General features: G+C 26.6%; 21 protein-coding genes and 1 other RNA gene. 9 read left to right on the top strand and 13 right to left on the bottom strand.

All coding sequences use genetic code 11. The features are described from left to right. Nucleotide 1 precedes the first annotated feature (1 nt). From flgA to PWP28_RS06665, 4 genes are read left to right on the top strand one after another with little or no spacing between them, the layout of a single operon-like run. Nucleotides 2–931 carry a flagellar basal body P-ring formation chaperone FlgA gene (gene flgA / locus PWP28_RS06680; RefSeq protein WP_305081155.1) on the top strand — a complete coding sequence of 310 codons (930 nt, stop codon included), beginning with the start codon at nucleotides 2–4 and terminating at the stop codon, nucleotides 929–931. Next, nucleotides 928–1,533, top strand: a complete 606-nt coding sequence (locus PWP28_RS06675) for a flagellar basal body L-ring protein FlgH (protein WP_109603738.1) — start codon at nucleotides 928–930, stop codon at nucleotides 1,531–1,533. The genes flgA and PWP28_RS06675 overlap by 4 nt, the downstream gene beginning before the upstream one ends. A 14-nt stretch (nucleotides 1,534–1,547) precedes the next feature. Beyond that, entirely contained in the window at nucleotides 1,548–2,537 is a 990-nt protein-coding gene (locus PWP28_RS06670) for a flagellar basal body P-ring protein FlgI (protein WP_109603737.1), read from the top strand. 2 nt (nucleotides 2,538–2,539) lie between these two features. Then, a complete protein-coding gene (locus PWP28_RS06665) occupies nucleotides 2,540–2,812 on the top strand; it encodes a rod-binding protein (RefSeq protein ID WP_109603736.1) in 273 nt (90 codons plus the stop codon). A 32-nt stretch (nucleotides 2,813–2,844) separates the two neighbouring features. Here the strand turns inward: PWP28_RS06665 and PWP28_RS06660 are convergent, their stop codons facing one another. The 8 genes from PWP28_RS06660 to PWP28_RS06625 all read right to left on the bottom strand — a co-directional run bounded on the left by PWP28_RS06660 (nucleotide 2,845) and on the right by PWP28_RS06625 (nucleotide 9,909). Beyond that, nucleotides 2,845–3,567, bottom strand: a complete 723-nt coding sequence (locus tag PWP28_RS06660) for a M48 family metallopeptidase (protein ID WP_305081156.1) — start codon at nucleotides 3,565–3,567, stop codon at nucleotides 2,845–2,847. Between the two features lies 1 nt (nucleotide 3,568). Continuing rightward, complete coding sequence (gene miaB / locus PWP28_RS06655) at nucleotides 3,569–4,930, bottom strand: tRNA (N6-isopentenyl adenosine(37)-C2)-methylthiotransferase MiaB (RefSeq protein WP_109603734.1); 1,362 nt, start codon at nucleotides 4,928–4,930, stop codon at nucleotides 3,569–3,571. A gap of 83 nt (nucleotides 4,931–5,013) precedes the next feature. Continuing rightward, nucleotides 5,014–5,829, bottom strand: coding sequence for a 30S ribosomal protein S2 (gene rpsB / locus PWP28_RS06650; protein ID WP_308644446.1), 816 nt, complete (start codon nucleotides 5,827–5,829; stop codon nucleotides 5,014–5,016). Between the two features lie 105 nt (nucleotides 5,830–5,934). After that, nucleotides 5,935–6,276 (bottom strand): ribosome silencing factor, encoded by a 342-nt coding sequence (gene rsfS, locus PWP28_RS06645; RefSeq protein ID WP_109603732.1) that lies wholly within the window; start codon nucleotides 6,274–6,276, stop codon nucleotides 5,935–5,937. Nucleotides 6,277–6,293: 17 nt separating this feature from the next. Further along, nucleotides 6,294–8,120 carry a glutamine--fructose-6-phosphate transaminase (isomerizing) gene (gene glmS / locus PWP28_RS06640; RefSeq protein ID WP_308644445.1) on the bottom strand — a complete coding sequence of 609 codons (1,827 nt, stop codon included), beginning with the start codon at nucleotides 8,118–8,120 and terminating at the stop codon, nucleotides 6,294–6,296. Nucleotides 8,121–8,138: 18 nt separating this feature from the next. Next, nucleotides 8,139–9,119 carry a phosphate acyltransferase PlsX gene (plsX, locus tag PWP28_RS06635; RefSeq protein ID WP_109603730.1) on the bottom strand — a complete coding sequence of 327 codons (981 nt, stop codon included), beginning with the start codon at nucleotides 9,117–9,119 and terminating at the stop codon, nucleotides 8,139–8,141. 4 nt (nucleotides 9,120–9,123) lie between these two features. Continuing rightward, nucleotides 9,124–9,306, bottom strand: coding sequence for a 50S ribosomal protein L32 (rpmF, locus tag PWP28_RS06630; RefSeq protein ID WP_109603729.1), 183 nt, complete (start codon nucleotides 9,304–9,306; stop codon nucleotides 9,124–9,126). 36 nt (nucleotides 9,307–9,342) lie between these two features. Then, complete coding sequence (locus tag PWP28_RS06625; protein ID WP_308644444.1) at nucleotides 9,343–9,909, bottom strand: DUF177 domain-containing protein; 567 nt, start codon at nucleotides 9,907–9,909, stop codon at nucleotides 9,343–9,345. A 334-nt stretch (nucleotides 9,910–10,243) separates the two neighbouring features. Between PWP28_RS06625 and PWP28_RS06620 the strand changes: the two genes are divergently transcribed. From PWP28_RS06620 to PWP28_RS06600, 5 genes are all read left to right on the top strand, one after another. Then, nucleotides 10,244–11,575, top strand: coding sequence for an FAD-dependent oxidoreductase (locus tag PWP28_RS06620; protein WP_109603728.1), 1,332 nt, complete (start codon nucleotides 10,244–10,246; stop codon nucleotides 11,573–11,575). A 276-nt stretch (nucleotides 11,576–11,851) separates the two neighbouring features. Beyond that, on the top strand, nucleotides 11,852–12,922 hold the full coding sequence (gene prfA, locus PWP28_RS06615) for a peptide chain release factor 1 (RefSeq protein WP_264149860.1): 1,071 nt from the start codon (nucleotides 11,852–11,854) through the stop codon (nucleotides 12,920–12,922). 16 nt (nucleotides 12,923–12,938) lie between these two features. Continuing rightward, nucleotides 12,939–13,382, top strand: a complete 444-nt coding sequence (locus PWP28_RS06610) for a hypothetical protein (RefSeq protein WP_109603726.1) — start codon at nucleotides 12,939–12,941, stop codon at nucleotides 13,380–13,382. A gap of 1 nt (nucleotide 13,383) precedes the next feature. Next, nucleotides 13,384–15,297, top strand: a complete 1,914-nt coding sequence (gene thrS, locus PWP28_RS06605; RefSeq protein ID WP_109603725.1) for a threonine--tRNA ligase — start codon at nucleotides 13,384–13,386, stop codon at nucleotides 15,295–15,297. A gap of 233 nt (nucleotides 15,298–15,530) precedes the next feature. Then, nucleotides 15,531–16,088 (top strand): manganese efflux pump MntP family protein, encoded by a 558-nt coding sequence (locus PWP28_RS06600; RefSeq protein ID WP_109603724.1) that lies wholly within the window; start codon nucleotides 15,531–15,533, stop codon nucleotides 16,086–16,088. 20 nt (nucleotides 16,089–16,108) lie between these two features. Here the strand turns inward: PWP28_RS06600 and rnpB are convergent. The 5 genes from rnpB to PWP28_RS06575 all read right to left on the bottom strand — a co-directional run bounded on the left by rnpB (nucleotide 16,109) and on the right by PWP28_RS06575 (nucleotide 20,766). After that, an RNA gene (gene rnpB, locus PWP28_RS06595) (RNase P RNA component class A) lies at nucleotides 16,109–16,439 on the bottom strand. A gap of 12 nt (nucleotides 16,440–16,451) precedes the next feature. After that, entirely contained in the window at nucleotides 16,452–17,354 is a 903-nt protein-coding gene (locus tag PWP28_RS06590) for a TIGR01212 family radical SAM protein (protein ID WP_308644443.1), read from the bottom strand. A gap of 16 nt (nucleotides 17,355–17,370) precedes the next feature. Next, entirely contained in the window at nucleotides 17,371–17,865 is a 495-nt protein-coding gene (locus tag PWP28_RS06585; protein WP_109603722.1) for a hypothetical protein, read from the bottom strand. After that, nucleotides 17,795–19,093, bottom strand: coding sequence for an amidohydrolase (locus PWP28_RS06580; protein WP_109603721.1), 1,299 nt, complete (start codon nucleotides 19,091–19,093; stop codon nucleotides 17,795–17,797). The genes PWP28_RS06585 and PWP28_RS06580 overlap by 71 nt, the downstream gene beginning before the upstream one ends. Before the next feature lie 83 nt (nucleotides 19,094–19,176). Further along, entirely contained in the window at nucleotides 19,177–20,766 is a 1,590-nt protein-coding gene (locus PWP28_RS06575; RefSeq protein WP_308644442.1) for a hypothetical protein, read from the bottom strand. Nucleotides 20,767–20,862 lie beyond the last annotated feature (96 nt).

Genomic DNA, 20,862 nt, shown 5'->3' with positions numbered 1-20,862 from the left:
TATGAAAAAATTAGTTTTAATGTTATTACTGATGTTATTTTCAATATCTCAAGTCTATTCTTTAAAAACTTTTTATATTCCAAAAGAAGTTTATTCAGATGATGAAATTTTATCTTTGAATGATTTAATACCAGAATTAAATATAAATCGCGTAATAGGTTATTTAAATTCAGAAAAAACTATATTTAATTCAAATAATCTCGAAAAAACTATGTATGGAATATTAAAAAGTTATTACAATGATTTTGAATTGAAATTTGAATCTGAAACTGTGATAATCATAAGAATCGATAAAAAAAATAAAGTTGAAGACTTTTTTGATCTAGAAAAATATTTAAAAAATTATTTTTATGATAACTTTCCAAATTTGAGTTTAGTAGAACTTCCTGATATAAAAGAAAAATTAAATGTTGAAAATATTGAAATAACACGTAATTTCTTAAATAAAGATAAACTTTATATTTATGCAAATATAAAGACTAAAGATGGTGCTAATTTATTCAGAAATTATATCCTAACAGTTGCTGATTTCAAAAAAGTATTATTCTATAATGATGATTTGAACAGAAACGAAAAAATAATGAAAAATAATACTTATGAAGCTACTACAAATATATTAACTTTAAACCATAAAATCTTAACATCTGAAAATTTTGAATTTGGAAAATATATAACAAATAAATACGTAAAAAAAGATGAAATATTGAATCCTATTTATTTAAAAAGAATCCCAGATATAAAAAGAAATGATATAGTAACAATAGTAGTAAATTTTTCTGGTATATCTGTGAATTCTTGGGGAAAAGCTTTAAATGATGGTTTTATAGGTGAATCTTTAACTGTTGTGAATACAGTTACAAATAAAAAAATAACAGGAATATTAAAAGAAGGTCCCATTTTATATATTGGGAATGGAGGTGATACTCCTTGAAGAAATTTTATATTATAATTTCTATATTACTTACTTGTTCCTTTATATTTGCAACTTCATTATGGAATGAAAATAATGCACCTATCTACTCCTATCAAAAGGAATATGATATTGGTGATATAATAACAATATCTGTTTCAGAAAACCCAACTTTTTCTCTTTCTGATGATATGGCAGACTATAAAGGTGCTACTGTTGACTCTTTAGGTTCTGTTTTTAAAAGTATAGGTGGAGTTGATTTGAAAAATTTTTTACCTTTAAATACAACAGATACAGCTGATGTAAAAGTAAATAATAAACAAAATTCATCATCTTCTCAAGCTTCTGTTAAGGTATATATTTCAGGAATAATAAGTGAAAAAAATGGAAATCTTTATAAAATTAGAGGAGAAAAAGAAATAAAAGTTGGAAAACAAAGAAAAAAAATAATAGTTGAAGGATATGTAGATAACAGTTCTATAAGTAAAAGTGGTCTTATAGAATCATCTAAAATTGCTAATTCTAAAATATGGTATGATGGTGATGTAATATTCCAACAAGATCCAAATGAACCTTCTTGGACTTCTTCACTTTTATCTGGAATTGCAAATATATTCTTTTAATGGAGGTGTAAAAGATGAGTAAAAAACTCCTCATAGTTTCAATAATAATTTTTTCATTCGCCATTTCATTTTCTGCGGTTAGAATAAAAGATATATCAGAATTTAGGGGTGCAAGAGATAATCAACTATTTGGTATAGGTCTTGTTACTGGTTTAAATGGATCTGGAGATTCAGGAAATATTTCTTCTGAAATGCTATCCAATATGATGGCTAATCTTGGTCTTGAAACAGATTCAAAATTAAATTCAAAAAATACAGCTGTTGTAATGGTATTTGCCAATATACCGGCCTTTTATAAACCTGGAATGAAATTAGATGTTACAGTAACGGCAGTTGGAGATGCAAAATCTATAGAAAATGGATATTTAATACAAACTCCTCTTCAAGGTGCTGATAAAAGGGTATATGCTGTAGCTCAGGGTAGTGTTATTACAGGAGGAACAGATGTAAAAACAAGCTCAAATCAACAAAAAAAATATAAAATTTCTGGTTCTATCCCGCAAGGAGCTATAGTGGAAAATGAAATTCCAACACAATTAGTGAATGAAGATACAGTGACAATAAATCTTAAAAACCCTGATCTTTCAACAGCATCTAGAGTTTCTAGAGCTATAAATGTTACTTTTTCAAATAAAATTTCAAAAGCAATAGATGCTTCATCGATAAAAATAAATGTTCCAGCCGTATTCGAAGATGACCTTATTTCTTTTCTTGCAATGATAGAAGATGTAGAAGTTCAGCCGGATAATAAAGCTAAAATTATTATCAATGAAAAAACAGGTTCTATAATATTTGGAGGAAATGTAAAAGTTGCCGATACAACAACGAGTTATGGAAACTTTGTGCTATCTATTAAAAATGGTCAAGTAAATGGAAGTCCAGCAACGATTGATAATGTAATATCTGCTTTAAAAGCTGCTGGTGCTGTTCCTCAAGATTTAATAGCTATAATTCAAAATCTCTCTGCTGGAAACTTCATATATGCAGATTTAGTGGTGATGTAATTATGATTGGTCCTGTTTATAATACAAGTATTAATAGTTCTAATACAACTATGAAAGAAGCTTCAGAAGAAATAGTTAGTAGCTTATTTTCAAATGTTTTGAATTCAATGTATAATTCCGAACTCTTTTCTGATAATACTTTAATAAAAAAATCTACTACAGAAAAATGGTTTAGAGAAATGTTAAACGCAGAATATGCCAAAACAGCTACAAAAAAAGAGTTAAAACCTTTAGTTGACCAGATACTTAAATCTTTTAATAGTATAGAAAGATAAAACACAGATATCAAAATGATATCTGTGTTTTTTTAAAATACAATTTTATATGAATTCTCTTTAAGCCATTTTTCTTTTTCCTTATAATCTGGCATTATATTAGAAACTAAAATCCAAAAATCTTTTGAGTGATTCTTATACTTCATATGACACATTTCATGTATGACTATATAATCTATTACATCAATTTTCATCATAATAATTTTCCAATTAAACAATAAATCATCTTTATAAGTACAACTACCCCATCTTTTGTTTTGTTCCTTTACTTTTATATCTCTTGGATTATAATCAAAATATTTCTTATAATGATTAATTCTTTTATTTATGATATTTAAACTTTCTTTTTTATACCAAATTTTCAAATTATTCTTTATAGAATCTGGATCATTTTTCCTATAAGTATATATTAAAAAATTCTTTTCTAAATATATACTTTTATTTATTACTCCTTTTCCATTTAAAAATTTTAAAATATACTCATCACCCAAAAATAAAAATCTTTCTCCTTCTTCAAACTTTTTATTTAATTCTACATAACCTATCTTTTCAAAAAAAATTATTTTATTTTTTATCCAATTAGATTTTTTATTTAATATATATATTATTTCTTCTATTTTTAATGTATAAGGAGCATTTACTTTTATTTTTTTCTGATTTTCAATTTTTATTTGAATAGTTTTTCTTTTAGTTGAGAACAATTGAACTTCTAAGATTCTATTGTCCAAATAAAAATTAAATTTATGTTCTTTCATATCAATCAAAAATTTTCAATGTCGGATCTTCTTTTTTAAAATCGACTTGAGTTTCATCTGCTATTTTTTGACCATAAAGTGGTCCTGCTGAAACTCTTCTAATTTTAACATCAACATATTTTCCATTATATTCATCGATAGAGTCAAACATAACTACTTTATTATTAATAGTTCTTCCAAAATGCATGCCATGTTTAGTTTTACCTTCTTGAATAACTCTAATAATTTTTTCAGCATATTTTTCATTTTCTTCTCTACCTATATTTTTTTCAATCTCAACAATTTCCATCAATCTTTTATTTTTTTCTTCTTTACTAACATTATCTTCTTTAAATTTTGCTGCTATTGTTCCTTCTCTTGGAGAATATTCAGCAATATTTACCTTTTCAAACCTTATATCCTTAATCAACTGTAAAGTTTCAAGATAATCTTCATGAGTCTCTCCAGGAAATCCTACTATAATATCTGTACTTAAAGTAACTCCTTTAACCTTACTTCTGACTCTATGAACAAGTTTATAAAATTGTTCTTTAGTATATTTTCTATTCATCGCTTCAAGCATATTATTACTACCAGCTTGAACGGGTAAATGAAAATAATTAGCTGCTTTCGGTTCTTTTGCTATTGTATCAATAAGCTCATCTGTAATATCAGAAGGATAAGAAGTCATAAACCATATTCTCTCTATTCCTTCAACTTTTGCAGCTTCTTTTATTAATTTATCAAGTTTTGGTTTTCCATCTCCAAAGTCTTTTCCATATGAATCAACATTTTGACCAAGGAAAGTTATTTCTCTATATCCTTTTTTAGCATAATCTTTAACTTCATTTATTATATCTTCAAAATCTCTACTTTTTTCAAATCCTCTTGTATAAGGAACTATACAATATGAACAATATTTATTACATCCATATTGGATTGTAACCCAAGCATGATGTAAACTGTTTGGCATCTTTGGTAAGTCATGACTCATATCTGATAATTTATCAGAAAAATCAGAAAATTTTTCTCCTCTTTTTGCTCTATTTACCATATTAACTATATCTACTACATTTCTTGTTCCAAATATAAAATTGACTTTTTTATGTCTTTTTAATATTTCATCTCTTTCTTTTTCTGATGAACATCCACCAACAGCAAGTATTAAATCTTTATTTTTATTCTTAAACCTACCATATTCACCTATGGCTCCATGCATTTTATTCTCTGCTTTTTCACGAACAGCACAAGTATTTAAGATTATAAGATTGGCATTTTCTGGATTTTCAGTCCATTCATAACCTTCTCGAGTTAGGAGACCACTCATAATCTCAGATTCATTAACATTCATCTGACATCCAAATGTTTTAATATAAAACTTCACAAATATTCCTCCCAATATAATTTATTTTTTCAAAAAAACTCCGACCGAATTTACAGGTCGGAGTTAATTTGGAGTTTTAATTATTAGTTTTCTTCTTCTTCATCTTCCAATTCATTTGCTATATCTGAATATTTATCTTCTGCATTTAATTTTTCTATTATCTCATTTTCTTCTTCGCTTGTTGATCCTTTATTTCCTTCTGGTAAAGTATCAACTCTACCTTCTCTTCCTTCTATAACAGCATCAGCCATTTTTGAAGCGATCAACATTATAGCTCTTATAGCATCATCATTGGCAGGTATAACAAAATCTATTAAATCAGGATCACAATTTGTATCAACCATTGAAATTGTTGGAATTCCTAATTTATTTGCTTCTTGAATACCTATTTCTTCTTTTCTTGGATCTACAAAGAAAATAACATCTGGAGCTTTATTTAAACCTCTTAATCCACCAAGGTTCTTTTCTAATTTATCAAGAACTCTTTTCGTTCTTGATTGTTCTTTTTTAGGTAATTTTGCAAATTCTTCTGTTTCAACATATTCTGTTAATTCTTCAAGTCTTGTAATTCTTTTTTTAATAGTTTTGAAGTTTGTTAATAATCCTCCCAACCATCTGTTGTTTACATAATATCCGCCACATCTTTTTGCTTCATCAGCAACTATTTGTTGTGCTTGTTTCTTTGTACCAACAAATAAAACTTCTGCACCTTCTGTTGATTTGTCTCTTAAAAAATTATAAGCTTCTTCAATAGACTGCAATGTTTTTTGAAGGTCTATGATGTGTATTCCTTTTCTTTCTGTGAATATATATGGATCCATTTTTGGATTCCATCTTCTTGTCCTATGCCCAAAATGAGCACCAGCTTCTAATAATTGTTTCATGCTTACTACTGACATTAAAAAAACACCTCCGATTTGGTTTTCCCGCCAGAAATCAAAACTTACCGGCCAACATATAGTTTAAGATGGCACCGAGGTAAGAATAATATTTCTGTGAGTGATTTATTTTAATAAATATTTTGACCATAAAGAATCTAAGTCATAAAATTCTCTTCCATCTCTGGAAAATATATGAACTATTATATTACCTGTATCAACAACTAACCAATCTGATCCTCTTGTTTTATCATGATAAGTTAATTTTATTTCATTTTCCTTTAAGTATTTTACCACATAGTCTCTTAACGCATTCATATGTGTATCTGAATTTCCTGTAACAATAACAAAATAATCCACCAATAATGATGATTTTTCCATATCAAATATTTTTATATCTTCGGCGTCATATTTTTCCATAATTTCTTTGATTTCATCAACATTTTTCTTAACTTCTTCTTTTAACAAATAATACACCTCCTGTATTATTCAACGGTTACGCTTTTTGCTAAATTTCTTGGCTTATCAGGATCAAGATGTCTCAATATAGAGATATTATAAGAAAATAATTGAGTTATAGGCGCAACTGCCAAAGGAAGTAAAGCTTCTTCTATATTAGGAACTAATATATAATCATCTACTATCTCTTTTATCCTTTCATCTTCACTGGATGTTAAAGCTATAACTCTTGCTTTTCTTGCTTTTATTTCCATTATATTACTTATCATCTTTTCTTTTAATCCATTAAATGGTATAATAGCAAACACAGGAAAAGCTTCATCTAAAAGTGCTATAGGTCCATGCTTTAATTCTCCAGCTTGATAAGCTGTTGCATTTATATAACTAATTTCTTTTAATTTTAAAGCTCCTTCGAGTGCCGCTGTATATCCAAATCCTCTTCCAACATACATCATATTCTTATAATTAACATATTGTCTTGATATTTCTTTTATATGTTCCTTAGTAGTGAGAACCTCTTCAAAAATTTCATCTATTTTTTCAAGTTTACTCACAATATTCTTTATCTCAGTACTATATTGTTCTCTATAAAAAAGTATCTGTGCTGAAATCAAATAAAGTATAGCTATTTGTGCTGTATAAGTTTTAGTTGCAGCAACACCAATTTCTGGACCAGTATTCATATAAACAACTGAATTAGATTCTCTTGGAATTGTTGATCCAACAACATTACTCATAGAAAGTATATGTGCACCTTTTTCTTTAGCTATTCTTATACCTTCGAGTGTATCTATTGTTTCACCAGATTGACTAACAGCAATAACAAGTGTATTTTTATCTACATGAGGATTCATATATCTAAACTCAGAAGCAACTTCTATATTTATATCTAAATCTGAATATGCATTTAATAGATAAACCATAGAAAGTCCAGCATGATAACTCGTCCCACAAGCAACTATATATATTTTTTTTAGATCATTTTTTATAAAGTTTTTTATATTTTCAAGTTCTACGAGATTTGGTACATTATTTTTTATTCTTCCACTTAAAGCAGATTTTATGGATTGAGGTTGTTCATTTATTTCTTTTTCCATAAAATGATCATATCCTGACTTTTCTGCTAAAGTTTCATCCCAGGTTATATGGATTTCATTTCTTTTTATTATCTGTTTATTACCATCATATATGGTATAACCTTCTGAATTTAATTCAGCAATTTCATCATCCTCAAGAAAATTTACATACTTAGTGTATTTAATTAAAGGAGTTATATCAGAAGCAAGCATTGTAAAGTCTTTTGAATTAGCAAGAACTAATGGAGATCCTTTTCTGGCAACTATTATTTTATTGGGTTCAAGTCGATGTATGACAGCTAAAGCATAAGTTCCTTCAAGTCTTCTTTTAGTTTCATAAACAGCTTCAAATAAATTTCCGGAATAATTTTCAGATATCAAATGTGCTATAACTTCAGTATCAGTTTGTGAAAAAAATTCATGTCCTTTTTCTATTAATTCTTTTTTTAATATTTGAAAATTTTCTATTATACCATTATGTACGATAGCTATGTCTTTTTTTTGATCTGTATGAGGATGAGAATTTTCATCAGAAACTCCTCCATGAGTAGCCCATCTGGTATGAGCTATACCATTTTGAATATCCTTTTCCAAAATAGATTCTACATACTCTTTTAAATTTTTTATCTTACCTTCTTTTTTATAAATACTTATATTATTATCTTCTATAAAAGATAACCCAGCTGAATCATATCCCCTATATTCAAGTTTTTCAAGTCCGTTTATTAAATGTTTTATTTTAACATTTTTTCCAATAAATCCAACTATTCCACACATTTATAAACCCCCTGGAAATCAAATAAGTATATTAGACAATAAATCTTCTTTTGAAGCTTTGTAAGCAACATATAATGCATTTGCTATAGCTTCTGAATCCGAAGAACCATGAGCTTTAACTAAATGTCCATTCACTCCAAGAAAAAATGTTCCTCCATACTGTCTATAATCAATTTTACCTTTCAAAGAATATAAAGAACCTTTCATCATTAAAGCTCCAAGTTTTGTAAATAATCCTCCAGACTTTATAGATGATTTTAATTCATTCAATATATAATATGCAGTACCTTCAATAGTTTTTAATATGTTATTTCCAGTAAAGCCATCTGTTAAAAGCACATCGAATCTGTCATCAAAAATTTCTCTGGCTTCAACAAAACCTATATAATTTATATTATTTTCTTTTAAAACTTCAGCTGCTTCCTTTACCAATTGTGGCCCTTTTTCTTCTTCAGTACCAATATTTATTATTCCAACTCTTGGATTTTCAATACCCAAAAATTTTGCATATGCAATCCCTTCTCTTGCAAAATCAAAGTAATGCTCTGCTTTTACTTCCGCATTAGCACCAGCATCTACTAATATTCTTGGTTTTCCATTTTTACCTGGTAAAGCCAATGCAAGGGCAGGTCTCTTTATTCCTTTTAATCTTCCAGCTACAAAAGTTCCAGCAGTTAAAAGTGCTCCAGTATTACCAGCACTAACAAAGGCATTTAAATTGGAATTTTTCATATTCTGACATCCAATATATATAGATGATTCTTTTAATTTTAAAATTTGTGTCGGTTTAGTAGTATTATCTACTAAATTCTTCCCTTCAAGATAACTCACATTATATTTTTGTAGTTTTTTCTTATCCTCTTCAGTTGTTTCTCCAACTATAACAAGTTCTGCATCTTCCAAAAATTTATTTTCAAATGCAAAAATTGCGCCCTGAATCGTAGATTCGGGCGCATTATCGCCGCCATATAAGTCTAATCCAATACGGATTTTTGACATTGAATTATTCTCCTATTTCAAGTATCTGTTTGTCACCGTAAGTACCACAGTTCAAACATACTCTATGAGGGAGTTTAGGTTCTCCACATTTAGGACAAGTAACTACATTTACTTTTATTGCTGAATAAAATTTTGCTTTTCTTCTGTGAGTTCTTGTTCTTGATGGTTTTTGTTTAGGTGTAGCCATAGGTTTATACCTCCTCTAAATATATCAAATTATTTATTATTTTGAATCTTTATCTTCTTTTAATAAATTTAATAAACTTGCAAATCTTGGATCTACATATTCTTCTTCACAATTATGGTTTGGATTTTCATTTAAATCTATTCCACAATTTGGGCATAATCCCTTACAATCTTCTTTACACAAAGGTAATTCCGGAACCTTTAATATTATAGCCTCTATAATTCTTTCTGTCAAATCTATATTAATTCCATCATAATATATAGTATTATCTAATGAATTTAAATGTTCTATCTTAGACAAACTCTTTTCAAAATCTTTGCTTATATAATAGGCTTCAAAATCAGATTCAATATTATAATTAAATTCATTCAAACATCTTGAACAACTCAATTTTAACTCAGTATTAATTCTCCCATTAGCTATGAAACCATTGCTAACCTTTTCTACTTTAAAATCAACTTTTATCGGAGACAATATCTCTGATTCTTCATTTAATAATTGAATTGTTTTCCAATCACTAATTATAACACTTTTTTCTATTTTTTTTTCAAATCTCTCAGTATTAATTATCAAATTTTTATCACTTAAATTTTCATTAAGCAATTTATATCACCTCGGCCAATATATTTTACTGGTTTTTTTTTTAAAAGATAGTAATATAATGTAAAATTTATGAGAACATTTAAAGTCTCATAATGCTTATAATATAGTCTTTTAATTATACTATATATACAATTTTTTTAGAATACTTTTTATATTATATTTTAGTTATTTTATTAAATGTATTTTTAATTTATGTAATTTTTTATAACTTTACAAAATATTACATTGACTTTTTTTACTTAAAAATGTAAAATTTAATTGAGATAATTTTAATCGGCTTTTATATGATTTAAAAAAGTTATATTTTTCACTTATATTTTAAGGAGGCGTTTTTATGAAATTAGTGGTAATTGGATGTACTCATTCAGGAACGGCGGCTATAAAAAAGTCTAAGGAACTTTATTCTGATATTGATATAACTGTATATGAAAAAAATGATAATATATCTTTTTTATCTTGTGGCATAGCTCTATATATTGAAAAAACAGTTGAAGATCCACAAGGTCTTTTTTATTCTTCTCCAGATGAATTAAAGAGTATGGGAGTTAATACAAAAATGCTTCATGAAATATTAAATGTAGATTTTGATAAAAAAGTTTTAAAAGTTAAAAATCTCAAAACAAATGAAATTTTCGAAGATTCATATGATAAACTTTTGATTTCAACAGGCTCATGGCCAATAATACCCGATATAGAGGGTATTGATTCAAAAAATATTCTTCTATCAAAAAATTTTAATCATTCTAATGAAATCATAAATAAATCAAAAAATTCAGAAAATATTACAGTTATTGGAGCTGGATATATAGGAGTTGAACTTGCAGAAGCTTTTGAAAAACTTGGTAAAAAAGTGACTTTAATAGATACTCAAAAAAGAATATTAAATAAATACCTAGATGAAGAAATTACAGGTATAGCTGAAGAATCTATGATAAATAAGGGTATAAATCTTAGGCTTGATGAAACTGTTATGAAATTTGAAGAGGATGATAAAGGCTCTGTAAAAAAAGTGATAACAGACAAAAATTCTTATGACTCAGATATGGTCATTTTATGTATAGGGTTTAAACCTAATACAAACCTTTTTAAAAATAAATTAAAAATGATGGAAAATGGAGCTATAATAGTAGATGAATATATGCATACAAATGTTAAAGATGTTTATGCAGCAGGAGATGCTTGTGCTGTTAAATATAATCCTACAAATACTTATGAATATATTCCATTAGCAACAAATGCTGTAAGAATGGGTACTTTAGTTGCTTTTAATCTTTTTGAAGATAAAATAATTTACAAAGGAACACAAGGTACTTCTGGTATTAAAATTTATGATAATAAAATTGCTTCAACTGGATTAAATGAAAGTATGGCAAAAATAAAAGGTATTGATATTGAAACTACCATAATAAAAGAAAATAACAGACCTGAATTTATGCCAACTTATTCTAAACTTCTGTTAAAGTTGATATATGATAAAAAATCTAAAATTATTCTTGGAGCTCAAATAATTTCTAAAGAAGATTTAACTCAATCGATTAATACAATATCAGTTTTTATACAAAATAAAATGAAAGTTGATGACTTAGCTTTTATTGATTTTTTCTTTCAACCCAATTTCAATAAACCTTGGAATTTTTTGAATAGTGCTGGATTGAATTCTATTTGACATGTTAATTAATGAATGTTATAATCTATATATTATGATGATGAGGTGGTTTTTATGTATAAAATGTTTATAAAAAAATTTAATACCACTACCAGATTTCAGCGCCCTTACAATGACGCTGTATGTCTGTCATTGTAAAATTATTTGATAATTATCAAGGCGCTGAATAGACTTCAGCGCCTTTTATTTTTTATATTTACAATATTCTTTCAAAAGAATATATTTTATTAAAAATTAATATGATATAATTATAAAAAACAGACTGGAGGGAGTGTTTTGGACTTATTAAGCTTCAAAAATAGTATTTTAGAAAAACTTAAAGAACTTGAAATTAAACTCGCTGATCCAGATATAATAACTGATCCAGAGAGTTTACAAAAATATGGTATGGAACATACAAGACTAAATCAGCTAAAAGAACTTTATAATGATCTTGAAACTGTTAATGAAGATATATCTGCTTTATCTGAAATGTACAATTCTCATGAGCTCGATGAAGAAGAGTATAATTCTATGAGTCAAGATTTACAATATAATAAAGATTCTTTAGAAAAAGAACTCATTAAATTATTAGTACCTTCTGATAAATATGATGAAAGAAATATTTTAATGGAACTTAGAGCTGGTGCTGGTGGAGATGAAGCAGGTTTATTTGCTTCTGAGTTGATGAGATTGTATATAAGATATGCCGAAAGAAATAATTGGAAATATGAGACTATGGATGTAAATGATAATGGAATTGGTGGACTCAAATATGCCATAATAAAAATCAAAGGAAAAAATGTATATGGGAAACTAAAATATGAGAGTGGCGTTCATAGAGTACAAAGAGTTCCACAAACAGAATCTTCTGGAAGAGTTCATACTTCTACGGCAACAGTAGCTGTATTACCAGAAGTTACGAGTATAGATGTGAATATAAATGATAATGATTTGAGAATAGATACTTATAGAGCTGGAGGTGCTGGTGGTCAACATGTTAATAAAACTGATTCTGCAGTTAGAATTACACATGAACCAACAGGTATAGTTGTTCAATATCAAAGTGAAAGATCTCAACATCAAAATAAAGAAGCCGCTATGAATATTTTAAGAGCAAAATTATTTGAAAAACAGTTAGAAGAACAACAGAAAGAAATTTCTTCTGAAAGACGTCATCAAATAGGTACAGGCGATAGATCTGAAAAAATAAGAACTTATAATTTTCCTCAAAATAGAGTAACTGATCATAGAATTAATTATACTACTTATAGAATTGAAAGTATAATGGATGGAGAAATAGATGAAATACTTGACAAACTTATAGAACATGATTTAATGATTAAATTAGAAAATCTTTCTATTTAATTTATGGGGGTGTTGTATGAAAGGAATAAATTTATTATTTAGCTCATTTTTTATTTTAGCTTTATTGTCTGGGTTCGTTGATAGTACTTTAAGTGGCAATTTTTCTATTTTAAGCATTATACTTTTTACCTTAACTCAATTTATTTTTCTGTTTGGTATTTATTCTTTTGAAAAAAATTTAAAAAAAGATGATGATATTAAATCTAATATATTTTTAATAATTTATTCAGTAATAAGTATTGCTTTACTTTTTGTTGCAAGTTTTATTTATATAAATATTTTTTATTTTTTATTATTTGTTATAATTTTTATTTATATAAACTCTATTTTATTGAAAAATTTTTTATTGGAAAACGAATTATATATACCCTATAAAAATATTTTTTATCATTTTTTTATAATGGATATTTTTATTTTTTTAAACAAAAAAATTTCTGAAGATCAGTATAGAGGTGATTAATATGGTTAAAATAAAACTGCCAGATGGAAGCATTAAAGAGTTTGAAATCGGAATAAAAGCTTCTGAAATAGCTAAATCGATTTCTGAAGGCCTTTTTAGAAATTCTATTGGTGCAAAAATAAATGGTGAATTAAAAGATTTGGATACTGCTATTGAAGAAGATTCTGAAGTCAGTATAATAACGCTCAAAGATGATGATGCGCCAAAAATATACAGACATACTGTTGCTCACATAATGGCACAAGCTGTTATGAGAATATATGATAATGTAAAAGTTGCCATTGGACCTACTATTGAAAATGGTTTCTATTATGACTTTGATCTTGAAGAAAAGATAAGTGAAGATGATTTTGAAAAAATTGAAAGCGAAATGAAAAAAATAGTTAAAGAAGATATCCCCATAAAAAGAAGTATCGTTTCAAAAGACTCCGCAAAGGAACTTTTTAAAGATCAACCTTATAAACTTGAATTAATAGATTCTATAAATGATGAAAATGTTTCTATATATAAACAAGGAGATTTTATAGATCTATGTAGAGGCCCTCATATGCCTTCTACAAAATTTATAAAACATTTTAAACTTTTATCGGTTTCTGGTGCTTACTGGAAAGGTGATGAAAATAATAAAATGTTACAGAGAATTTATGCAACAGCCTTTACTAAAAAAAATGAATTGGATGAGCATTTACATTTACTTGAAGAAGCAAAGAAAAGAGATCATAGAAAACTTGGACCTCAATTAGGTCTATTTACAATAGATACAGATGTTGCCCCAGGCATGCCTTTTTTCTTAGAAAGAGGAACTATAGCTTTAAATGAAATGAAACAAGTTTCAAGAGAAATACATGAAAAGTATGGATATTTTGAAGTTGAAACTCCTCAAATAATGAATGTAAATCTTTGGCATCAATCAGGTCATTGGGATCATTATCAAGATAATATGTTTTTTACAGAAAAAGAAGATACTGAAATGGCCGTTAAACCAATGAATTGTCCAGGACATATAGTTATTTACAATAAAGATATAAAAAGCTATAGAGATCTTCCTATTAGAATGTTTGAATTTGGTAAAGTTCATAGATATGAAAGAAGTGGAGTTTTACACGGACTTTTTAGAGTCAGAGTTTTTACTCAAGATGATGCTCATATCTTTTGTACTAAAGATCAAATTCAAGATGAATTAATAGGTGTTATGGATTTAATCGATGAATTATATTCTGTTTTTGGATTTGAATATGAAGCTAAATTGTCTACCATGCCAGAAGATCATATGGGTGATGTTGAAACTTGGGATTTAGCCATTAGCGCACTTAGAACAGCACTTGAAAAATCTAATACTAAATTTCAAATAAATGAAGGCGATGGTGCTTTTTATGGTCCTAAAATAGATTTTTATGTCACAGATTCTTTAGGAAGAAAATGGCAATGTGCTACTTTACAATTAGATTTTCAAATGCCTGAAAGATTTAATATGACTTATGTAAATCCAGACAATGAAGAGATTAGACCTGTTATGTTACATAGAGCTATATTTGGTTCTATTGAAAGATTTTTTGGTATTTTAATCGAAAGTTTTGCCGGCGCATTTCCTACATGGATGTCTCCTGAACAAGTTTCAATAATTTCTGTATCAGAAAAATATAATGATGGTGCTACAAAATTTGCCAAAGAATTAAAAAAACATGGTATAAGGGTTAGCCTTAATATATCTGATTCAACTGTTGGATATAAAATAAGAGAAGAACAAATGAAAAAAATACCATATATGATTGTTTTTGGAGAAAAAGAACTTTCAAGTGATTTTATAAATATAAGAACAAGAGAAAATAATAATGTAGATAATATAAAAGTTGAAGATTTTATAAATACACTAAAAGATGAAATTAAAAGTAGAAAATTAAAGTTAAGTTATTAAAAGACTCCTTAAAGGAGTCTTTTTTATTCAGATAAAAATTATCTGTTAATTTTTATGATTTTTAATGTTATAATACATTTGTTGAAAGGGAGTAGCTGCCTTTTAAGGAGATAAAATCAACATAATGGCTTAATTGCCTGGTTTTATCATATATTTTTTAATATATTGCGAGACTTTTGATAGGTTTTTACCTGTCAAAAGTCTTTTTTTATTAGACAGGAGGAGATTTTTTAATGGACTTTTTTTTCATTCCAACCGCACTTGCAATGGATGCTTTTGCTGTTTCTATTAGTTTAGGCATTTCAATTTTGAATGTCACAAAAAAACAAGCTTTAAAAGTTAGTTTTATGTTTGGTTTTTTTCAATTTATTATGCCTATTGCAGGATATCTTTTAGCGAGTCTATTTAGCAAATATATTCAAGCTTTTGATCATTGGATTGCTTTTTCTTTGCTCATATACTTGGGAGTAAATATGATAGTTGAATCTTTTAATAAAGATTCTTTTAATAAAAACCTCAAAGATCCAACTAAAGGCAAAAATATATTTCTTCTTTCAATAGCAACAAGTATAGATGCTATGGCAATTGGTGTTGCTTTTGCAGTACTAAAAAAATCTATAATAATCACATCAATTTCAACAGGAATAATAACTTCATTATTATCCTTATTTGGAATTAAATGTGGTTGTTTTTTTGGTAAAAAATTTGGAAAAATTATGGAAGTTTTTGGTGGATTTATTTTAATATTTATAGGTTCAAAAATTTTAATCGAACATTTGTTTTTTAATTAAAAAACTCCCCGTAGGGAGTTTTTTCAAGTAAAACTATAAGCCAGATTCTGTAATAGATGATCATCTATCTAAGCGATCTACCTGAAAAGCAGTATAATTAAATACTTAGCGGGCAACTTTAACTTTTCTGTTTGATCTTGCTCAAGGTGGGGGTTACCGAGCTATCAGGTTACCCTGACACTGGTGAGCTCTTACCTCGCCTTTCCATCCTTACCTTTTAAAAAAAGGTGGTTTCTTTTCTATGGCCCTATTCCAAGGATTTCTCCTTCCAGTATTTAAACTGGCACCCTGCCCTTAGAGTCTGGACTTTCCTCAAATGATTTATTCATCTGCGATCATCCGTTTTACTTAATTTATAATATTTTATTTAAAATTTTTACCTTGATATGAATCTCTTTTTTTCATTTCATTCTCTATGATACTCAAAACTTTTGATTTTGATAATCCCCAATTTCCATGTATTGTTCCAACAATAGGCGGTTCTGCCACTAATCTATGAATTACAATTTCTGGATTTAATTCTTCCAAAAATATTATAACTCTATTAACATATTCTTCAATAGTTAAAGGAGTTATATCTCCATTTTTATACATTTCTGCTAATTTTGTATTTTCTGTTATATATAAAGAATGTAATTTAACACCATCTATTTTTAATTCATTACATATTTTTGCCATGTTTTTTATATCTTCAACACTATCTTTGGGAAAATCCATTATATAATGATGTATGACTTCTATTTTTCTTTCTTTTGCCATATTTGTTGCTTTATAAACATCATTTAAATTATGTCCTCTATTCATAAATTTAAGAGTTTTTTCATTAGAACTTTCTACCCCGTATTCTATCATTACATCTACTTTTTGCTTGTATGAAGCTATCAAGTCTAATTTTTCTTCATCTACACAATCTGGTCTTGTTGATATATCAAGTATTATTATTCTGTCATCTATAAAAGCTTGATCATACTTTTTTTTCAATACTTTAATAGAAGCATAAGTATTAGTATTAGATTGAAAATAAGCCATATATTTGTTTGCTCTACCATCATATCTTTTGATCATAGCTTTTATTTGTTCTTCTATACTTTTTTCTGGAACTAAAGATGCAAAACCTGATCCAGAAGAATCACAATATATACAACCGCCTCTACCTTTTTCACCTGTTTTATTTGGACATGTAAAACCTCCATTAATAGGTAATCTTTGAACTCTCTCTCCATATTTTCCCTTTAAATATCGGCTTAATCTGTTGTATAACTTCATATTTTTACACCTAATTTCATTTAAAATTATTAATTCTATATTTTAAATCATCTACTACTGATTTTGTAGGTCCATAAACTGTATAAAATATTTTATCAACACCAACAAACCAGGACATTAAAATATCTTCTTTATATAAAGAATTATATTTCCCATATAATAATGGTACGGCTGAAATAACAGTGTTTATACCGTCGTCATCATAGTCTTCTACAAAATCATACCAGAATTTCGTTAAATTAGTTAGTGTATTAAATTTAACAATATGTATTGTATATATTTCTTTATTATAATAAAGTTCAATTTTCAAATGATCCTGTTCATCATCTATATTTGTTTCAAGAACTTTTCCACCTTTTGTTATTTCTCTTGATTTAGTTTGATATTTAGATGGTGAAAATTTTATTAAATCTTCAAATTTTTCTGAAAACATGATGATGTTAGTCATTACTAATATTATTATTAATAAAGTCTTTTTCGAGTTTTTTATGCCATTTAGCAAAATTTTCATATATTTTTTCCTCCTCTAATTTTATATTTATCAATTTTTTATTATAATATTTCCATTCACCATTGATCATAGTCCCCCATATATTAGAATTATTGGCTGAATATATAAGATGAGATTTTATTTTTTTATCTTCTAAAGGTTGAAATTCTATATTCTTTAAATCTAATACGGCTATGTCAGCTTTATAACCACTTTCTATTCTGCCAATTTTTTCTTCAAAAGCATATGCTGAATTCTCCCACATCATTCTTAATATTTGATTAATTTTAATTTTTTCAGGTCCATATTTGCTTTTTTGTAAAAGTGAAGCTATATAACCTTCTTTCATAATATCAAGAGAATTATTACTTGCCGATCCATCTGTTCCAAGAGTAATATTTATATTTTTTTCAAATAATTTTGTTAATGGACATATACCATTTCCAAGTTTTAAATTAGATGATGGATTATGAGAAACTGTTACATTATTTCTTGATAAAACATGCATATCATCATCATCAATATAAACACAATGTGCAGCGATAGTAGGATTATCAAATAATCCTGTTTCTTCTATTTTTTTAAGGTTATATTCTTTTCTTTCCCATTCTGATTCGAGTAAATGTATTTGTATATGAGTTTTATATTTTTTTGCTAATTGAGAAACTTCTTTGAGTTTTTCATGGTTAACAGTATAAGGAGCATGTGGCCCAAAACCTATTTTTATTCTTCCAAAATAATTATTATATTTTTTATAAGTTTCTATATTTTCGTCTATTCTTTTTTGCCAACCTTTTTCATTATCATATGAAAGACCTCTACTTATAAAAGCCCTCATTCCAGTTTTTAATGCAGCTTGAGCTATTTGATCTGTAAACATATACATATCTGCAAAGGATGTTATTCCATTTTTTATCATTTCTAATTGAGAAATATATGATCCATAATATGCCATTTCTGGTGTCAACAGTTCTTCTCTTGGTAACATATTTTCAAATAACCATTCTTTAAAACTCATATCATCTGCATTTCCTTTAAAATAACTCATAATAGTATGAGAATGTGAATTTATAAAACCAGGAACTATTAATTTATTTTCTAAATCAAAAACTTCAAAATTTTTTTCATCTTCTATTTCACCATTTAAATATATATTTTCAATCTTATCTTCGTTTATAACTATATCTTTATTTTCAATTGATCCATCGGCACTTTTTAAAATTTTTGCATTTTTTAATAATTTTTTCATTTTATCACCTCTTTTTTATTATAACATTTATATCATTTTTTTAGAATATAAAAATAAATTGCAGACTAATTCTGCAATTTATTTTACTCCCAATTTATCATATTTGTTTTTATTTTCCTTTTTTCTGAAATTATCATAAATACATTTATAATCATTATAATTATTGGTATTCCTATTAAAAGAAATTTATTTAATATATCTGGCATATTTTTAAATATCCAAAAAGGATTCATAGTATATAGTTTATACATGAATATAGGTATGAAAATTCCTGCTGATAATGTCATGGTTATAGTCTCTATTTTTAATACTTCTCTTCCAGTTAAAACATTTTTATTTTTCATATCTCTTTTAGGATTCTCAACATAAAGTCTCGTTCCAAGTATTGTAGAATAATATATAAGAATTATAACTGGAATTATTAAAAATAAATATATCAAAGATATTTTTAATACAAAAAAAGACATTATCGTTACTAATATATATTCTAATGAAAATATTATTATTGGAACTCTTGCTTTAAATTCTATTAATTTTTGAGTATCAATAGGATATAATTTTGGCAAAGGCCATATTTTTCCTTCTTCAACTAATAAAGAAACATTTAAAAAAGCTGCATAATATGAAGCTATAAAGATAAAAACCATTGTTATTATTTCAAATATTTGTTGCCCCGTAAAAAAGAATATTATTGGAAGTATTATAGGATATAATATTAAAAATAATGATTGTGAATCTCTCATTAAAAATTTTGTATCTTTTCTTAAAAATGGGTTTCTTATATTCTTTATTTTTATATTTTGTTGTTTTTTTGATTTTTTAGACTTTGATATTAATTCTGAACTATTTATAATTTTATAATTTATATATATCAATATAATGCTAAGAAAAACAATAATTCCAAAGGGTATTATATTACCATACATTGAATCAATAAATAATTTATGAGGCCATAAATTATTTAAAAAAAAGTTGCCAGCATTTTCAAAATTTTGAGCTATTTGTTGAATATTCTCTGTATTAAATTTTTGAGGACTAAAAAAATTACTTGCAAAAACAAATAAAAATATTCCTAAAAAATATGTCATCATATATACTCTATTTGCAGTTGTTTTTCCCATTATTTTTGACATAAATATACCTATTAAAAAAGATATAGATAACAATAATAATATATAAAATATCATAGAAATAATGGCCATAAAGATGTTTACTTTTGATATCATCGAATAAGTAATTACCATGGGAATAAAAAGTCCTATTGGCATTCCTGCCATTAATAAACTATCTATTGCATAAGAATAAAATATACTTGTTCTTTTTATTGGCATGGTTAATAATACAGAAGTAAATTCACTTCCAAATAAATTAATAATTATAGCTGGAGCAAAATTAATTATAAATAAAAGGCTTAAACTCATAAAAGTCATAGAATAAATCAAATCCGTAAATGTATAATCTATATTTATTCCCAGTGTAGACAAAGGTATATTTAAATCTTTAAATGTTATATAAAATAAAGGTGCTATTATTATTCCAAATATTATCGGTGGAAGAAGATAACTCAATAATGTTCCAGTAACTCCTTGTTTCTTGTATTCTCCTTTTTTATTTTTTCTTGGTCTTATTTTACTTTTTAATGAATATTTTAGTATATATAATATATCAGACATCAATCACACCTCACAGTTCATCAATGATTTCTTCAAATTCGTCTCCACCAGTGAGCTCAAGAAATATATCTTCAAGACTTTGATTTTCTTTTGAAG

This window comes from Oceanotoga sp. (assembly GCF_030445905.1).
Taxonomy (GTDB): domain Bacteria; phylum Thermotogota; class Thermotogae; order Petrotogales; family Petrotogaceae; genus Oceanotoga; species Oceanotoga teriensis.
The sequence above is the reverse complement of the archived record's forward strand: the minus strand, read 5'-3'. Positions and strand labels throughout refer to the sequence as shown.

Bases quoted from the DNA above. Each gene is read 5' to 3' on its own strand.
- flgA (WP_305081155.1), top strand. From the start codon at position 2: ATGAAAAAATTAGTTTTAATGTTATTACTGATGTTATTTTCAATATCT.
- PWP28_RS06670 (WP_109603737.1), top strand. From the start codon at position 1,548: ATGAGTAAAAAACTCCTCATAGTTTCAATAATAATTTTTTCATTCGCC.
- PWP28_RS06665 (WP_109603736.1), top strand. From the start codon at position 2,540: ATGATTGGTCCTGTTTATAATACAAGTATTAATAGTTCTAATACAACT.
- PWP28_RS06660 (WP_305081156.1), bottom strand. From the start codon at position 3,567: ATGAAAGAACATAAATTTAATTTTTATTTGGACAATAGAATCTTAGAA.
- rpsB (WP_308644446.1), bottom strand. From the start codon at position 5,829: ATGTCAGTAGTAAGCATGAAACAATTATTAGAAGCTGGTGCTCATTTT.
- glmS (WP_308644445.1), bottom strand. From the start codon at position 8,120: ATGTGTGGAATAGTTGGATTTATTGGAAAAAATGTTAAAATAAAACAT.
- plsX (WP_109603730.1), bottom strand. From the start codon at position 9,119: ATGTCAAAAATCCGTATTGGATTAGACTTATATGGCGGCGATAATGCG.
- rpmF (WP_109603729.1), bottom strand. From the start codon at position 9,306: ATGGCTACACCTAAACAAAAACCATCAAGAACAAGAACTCACAGAAGA.
- PWP28_RS06620 (WP_109603728.1), top strand. From the start codon at position 10,244: ATGAAATTAGTGGTAATTGGATGTACTCATTCAGGAACGGCGGCTATA.
- PWP28_RS06610 (WP_109603726.1), top strand. From the start codon at position 12,939: ATGAAAGGAATAAATTTATTATTTAGCTCATTTTTTATTTTAGCTTTA.
- thrS (WP_109603725.1), top strand. From the start codon at position 13,384: ATGGTTAAAATAAAACTGCCAGATGGAAGCATTAAAGAGTTTGAAATC.
- PWP28_RS06600 (WP_109603724.1), top strand. From the start codon at position 15,531: ATGGACTTTTTTTTCATTCCAACCGCACTTGCAATGGATGCTTTTGCT.
- PWP28_RS06590 (WP_308644443.1), bottom strand. From the start codon at position 17,354: ATGAAGTTATACAACAGATTAAGCCGATATTTAAAGGGAAAATATGGA.
- PWP28_RS06585 (WP_109603722.1), bottom strand. From the start codon at position 17,865: ATGAAAATTTTGCTAAATGGCATAAAAAACTCGAAAAAGACTTTATTA.
- PWP28_RS06580 (WP_109603721.1), bottom strand. From the start codon at position 19,093: ATGAAAAAATTATTAAAAAATGCAAAAATTTTAAAAAGTGCCGATGGA.
- PWP28_RS06575 (WP_308644442.1), bottom strand. From the start codon at position 20,766: ATGTCTGATATATTATATATACTAAAATATTCATTAAAAAGTAAAATA.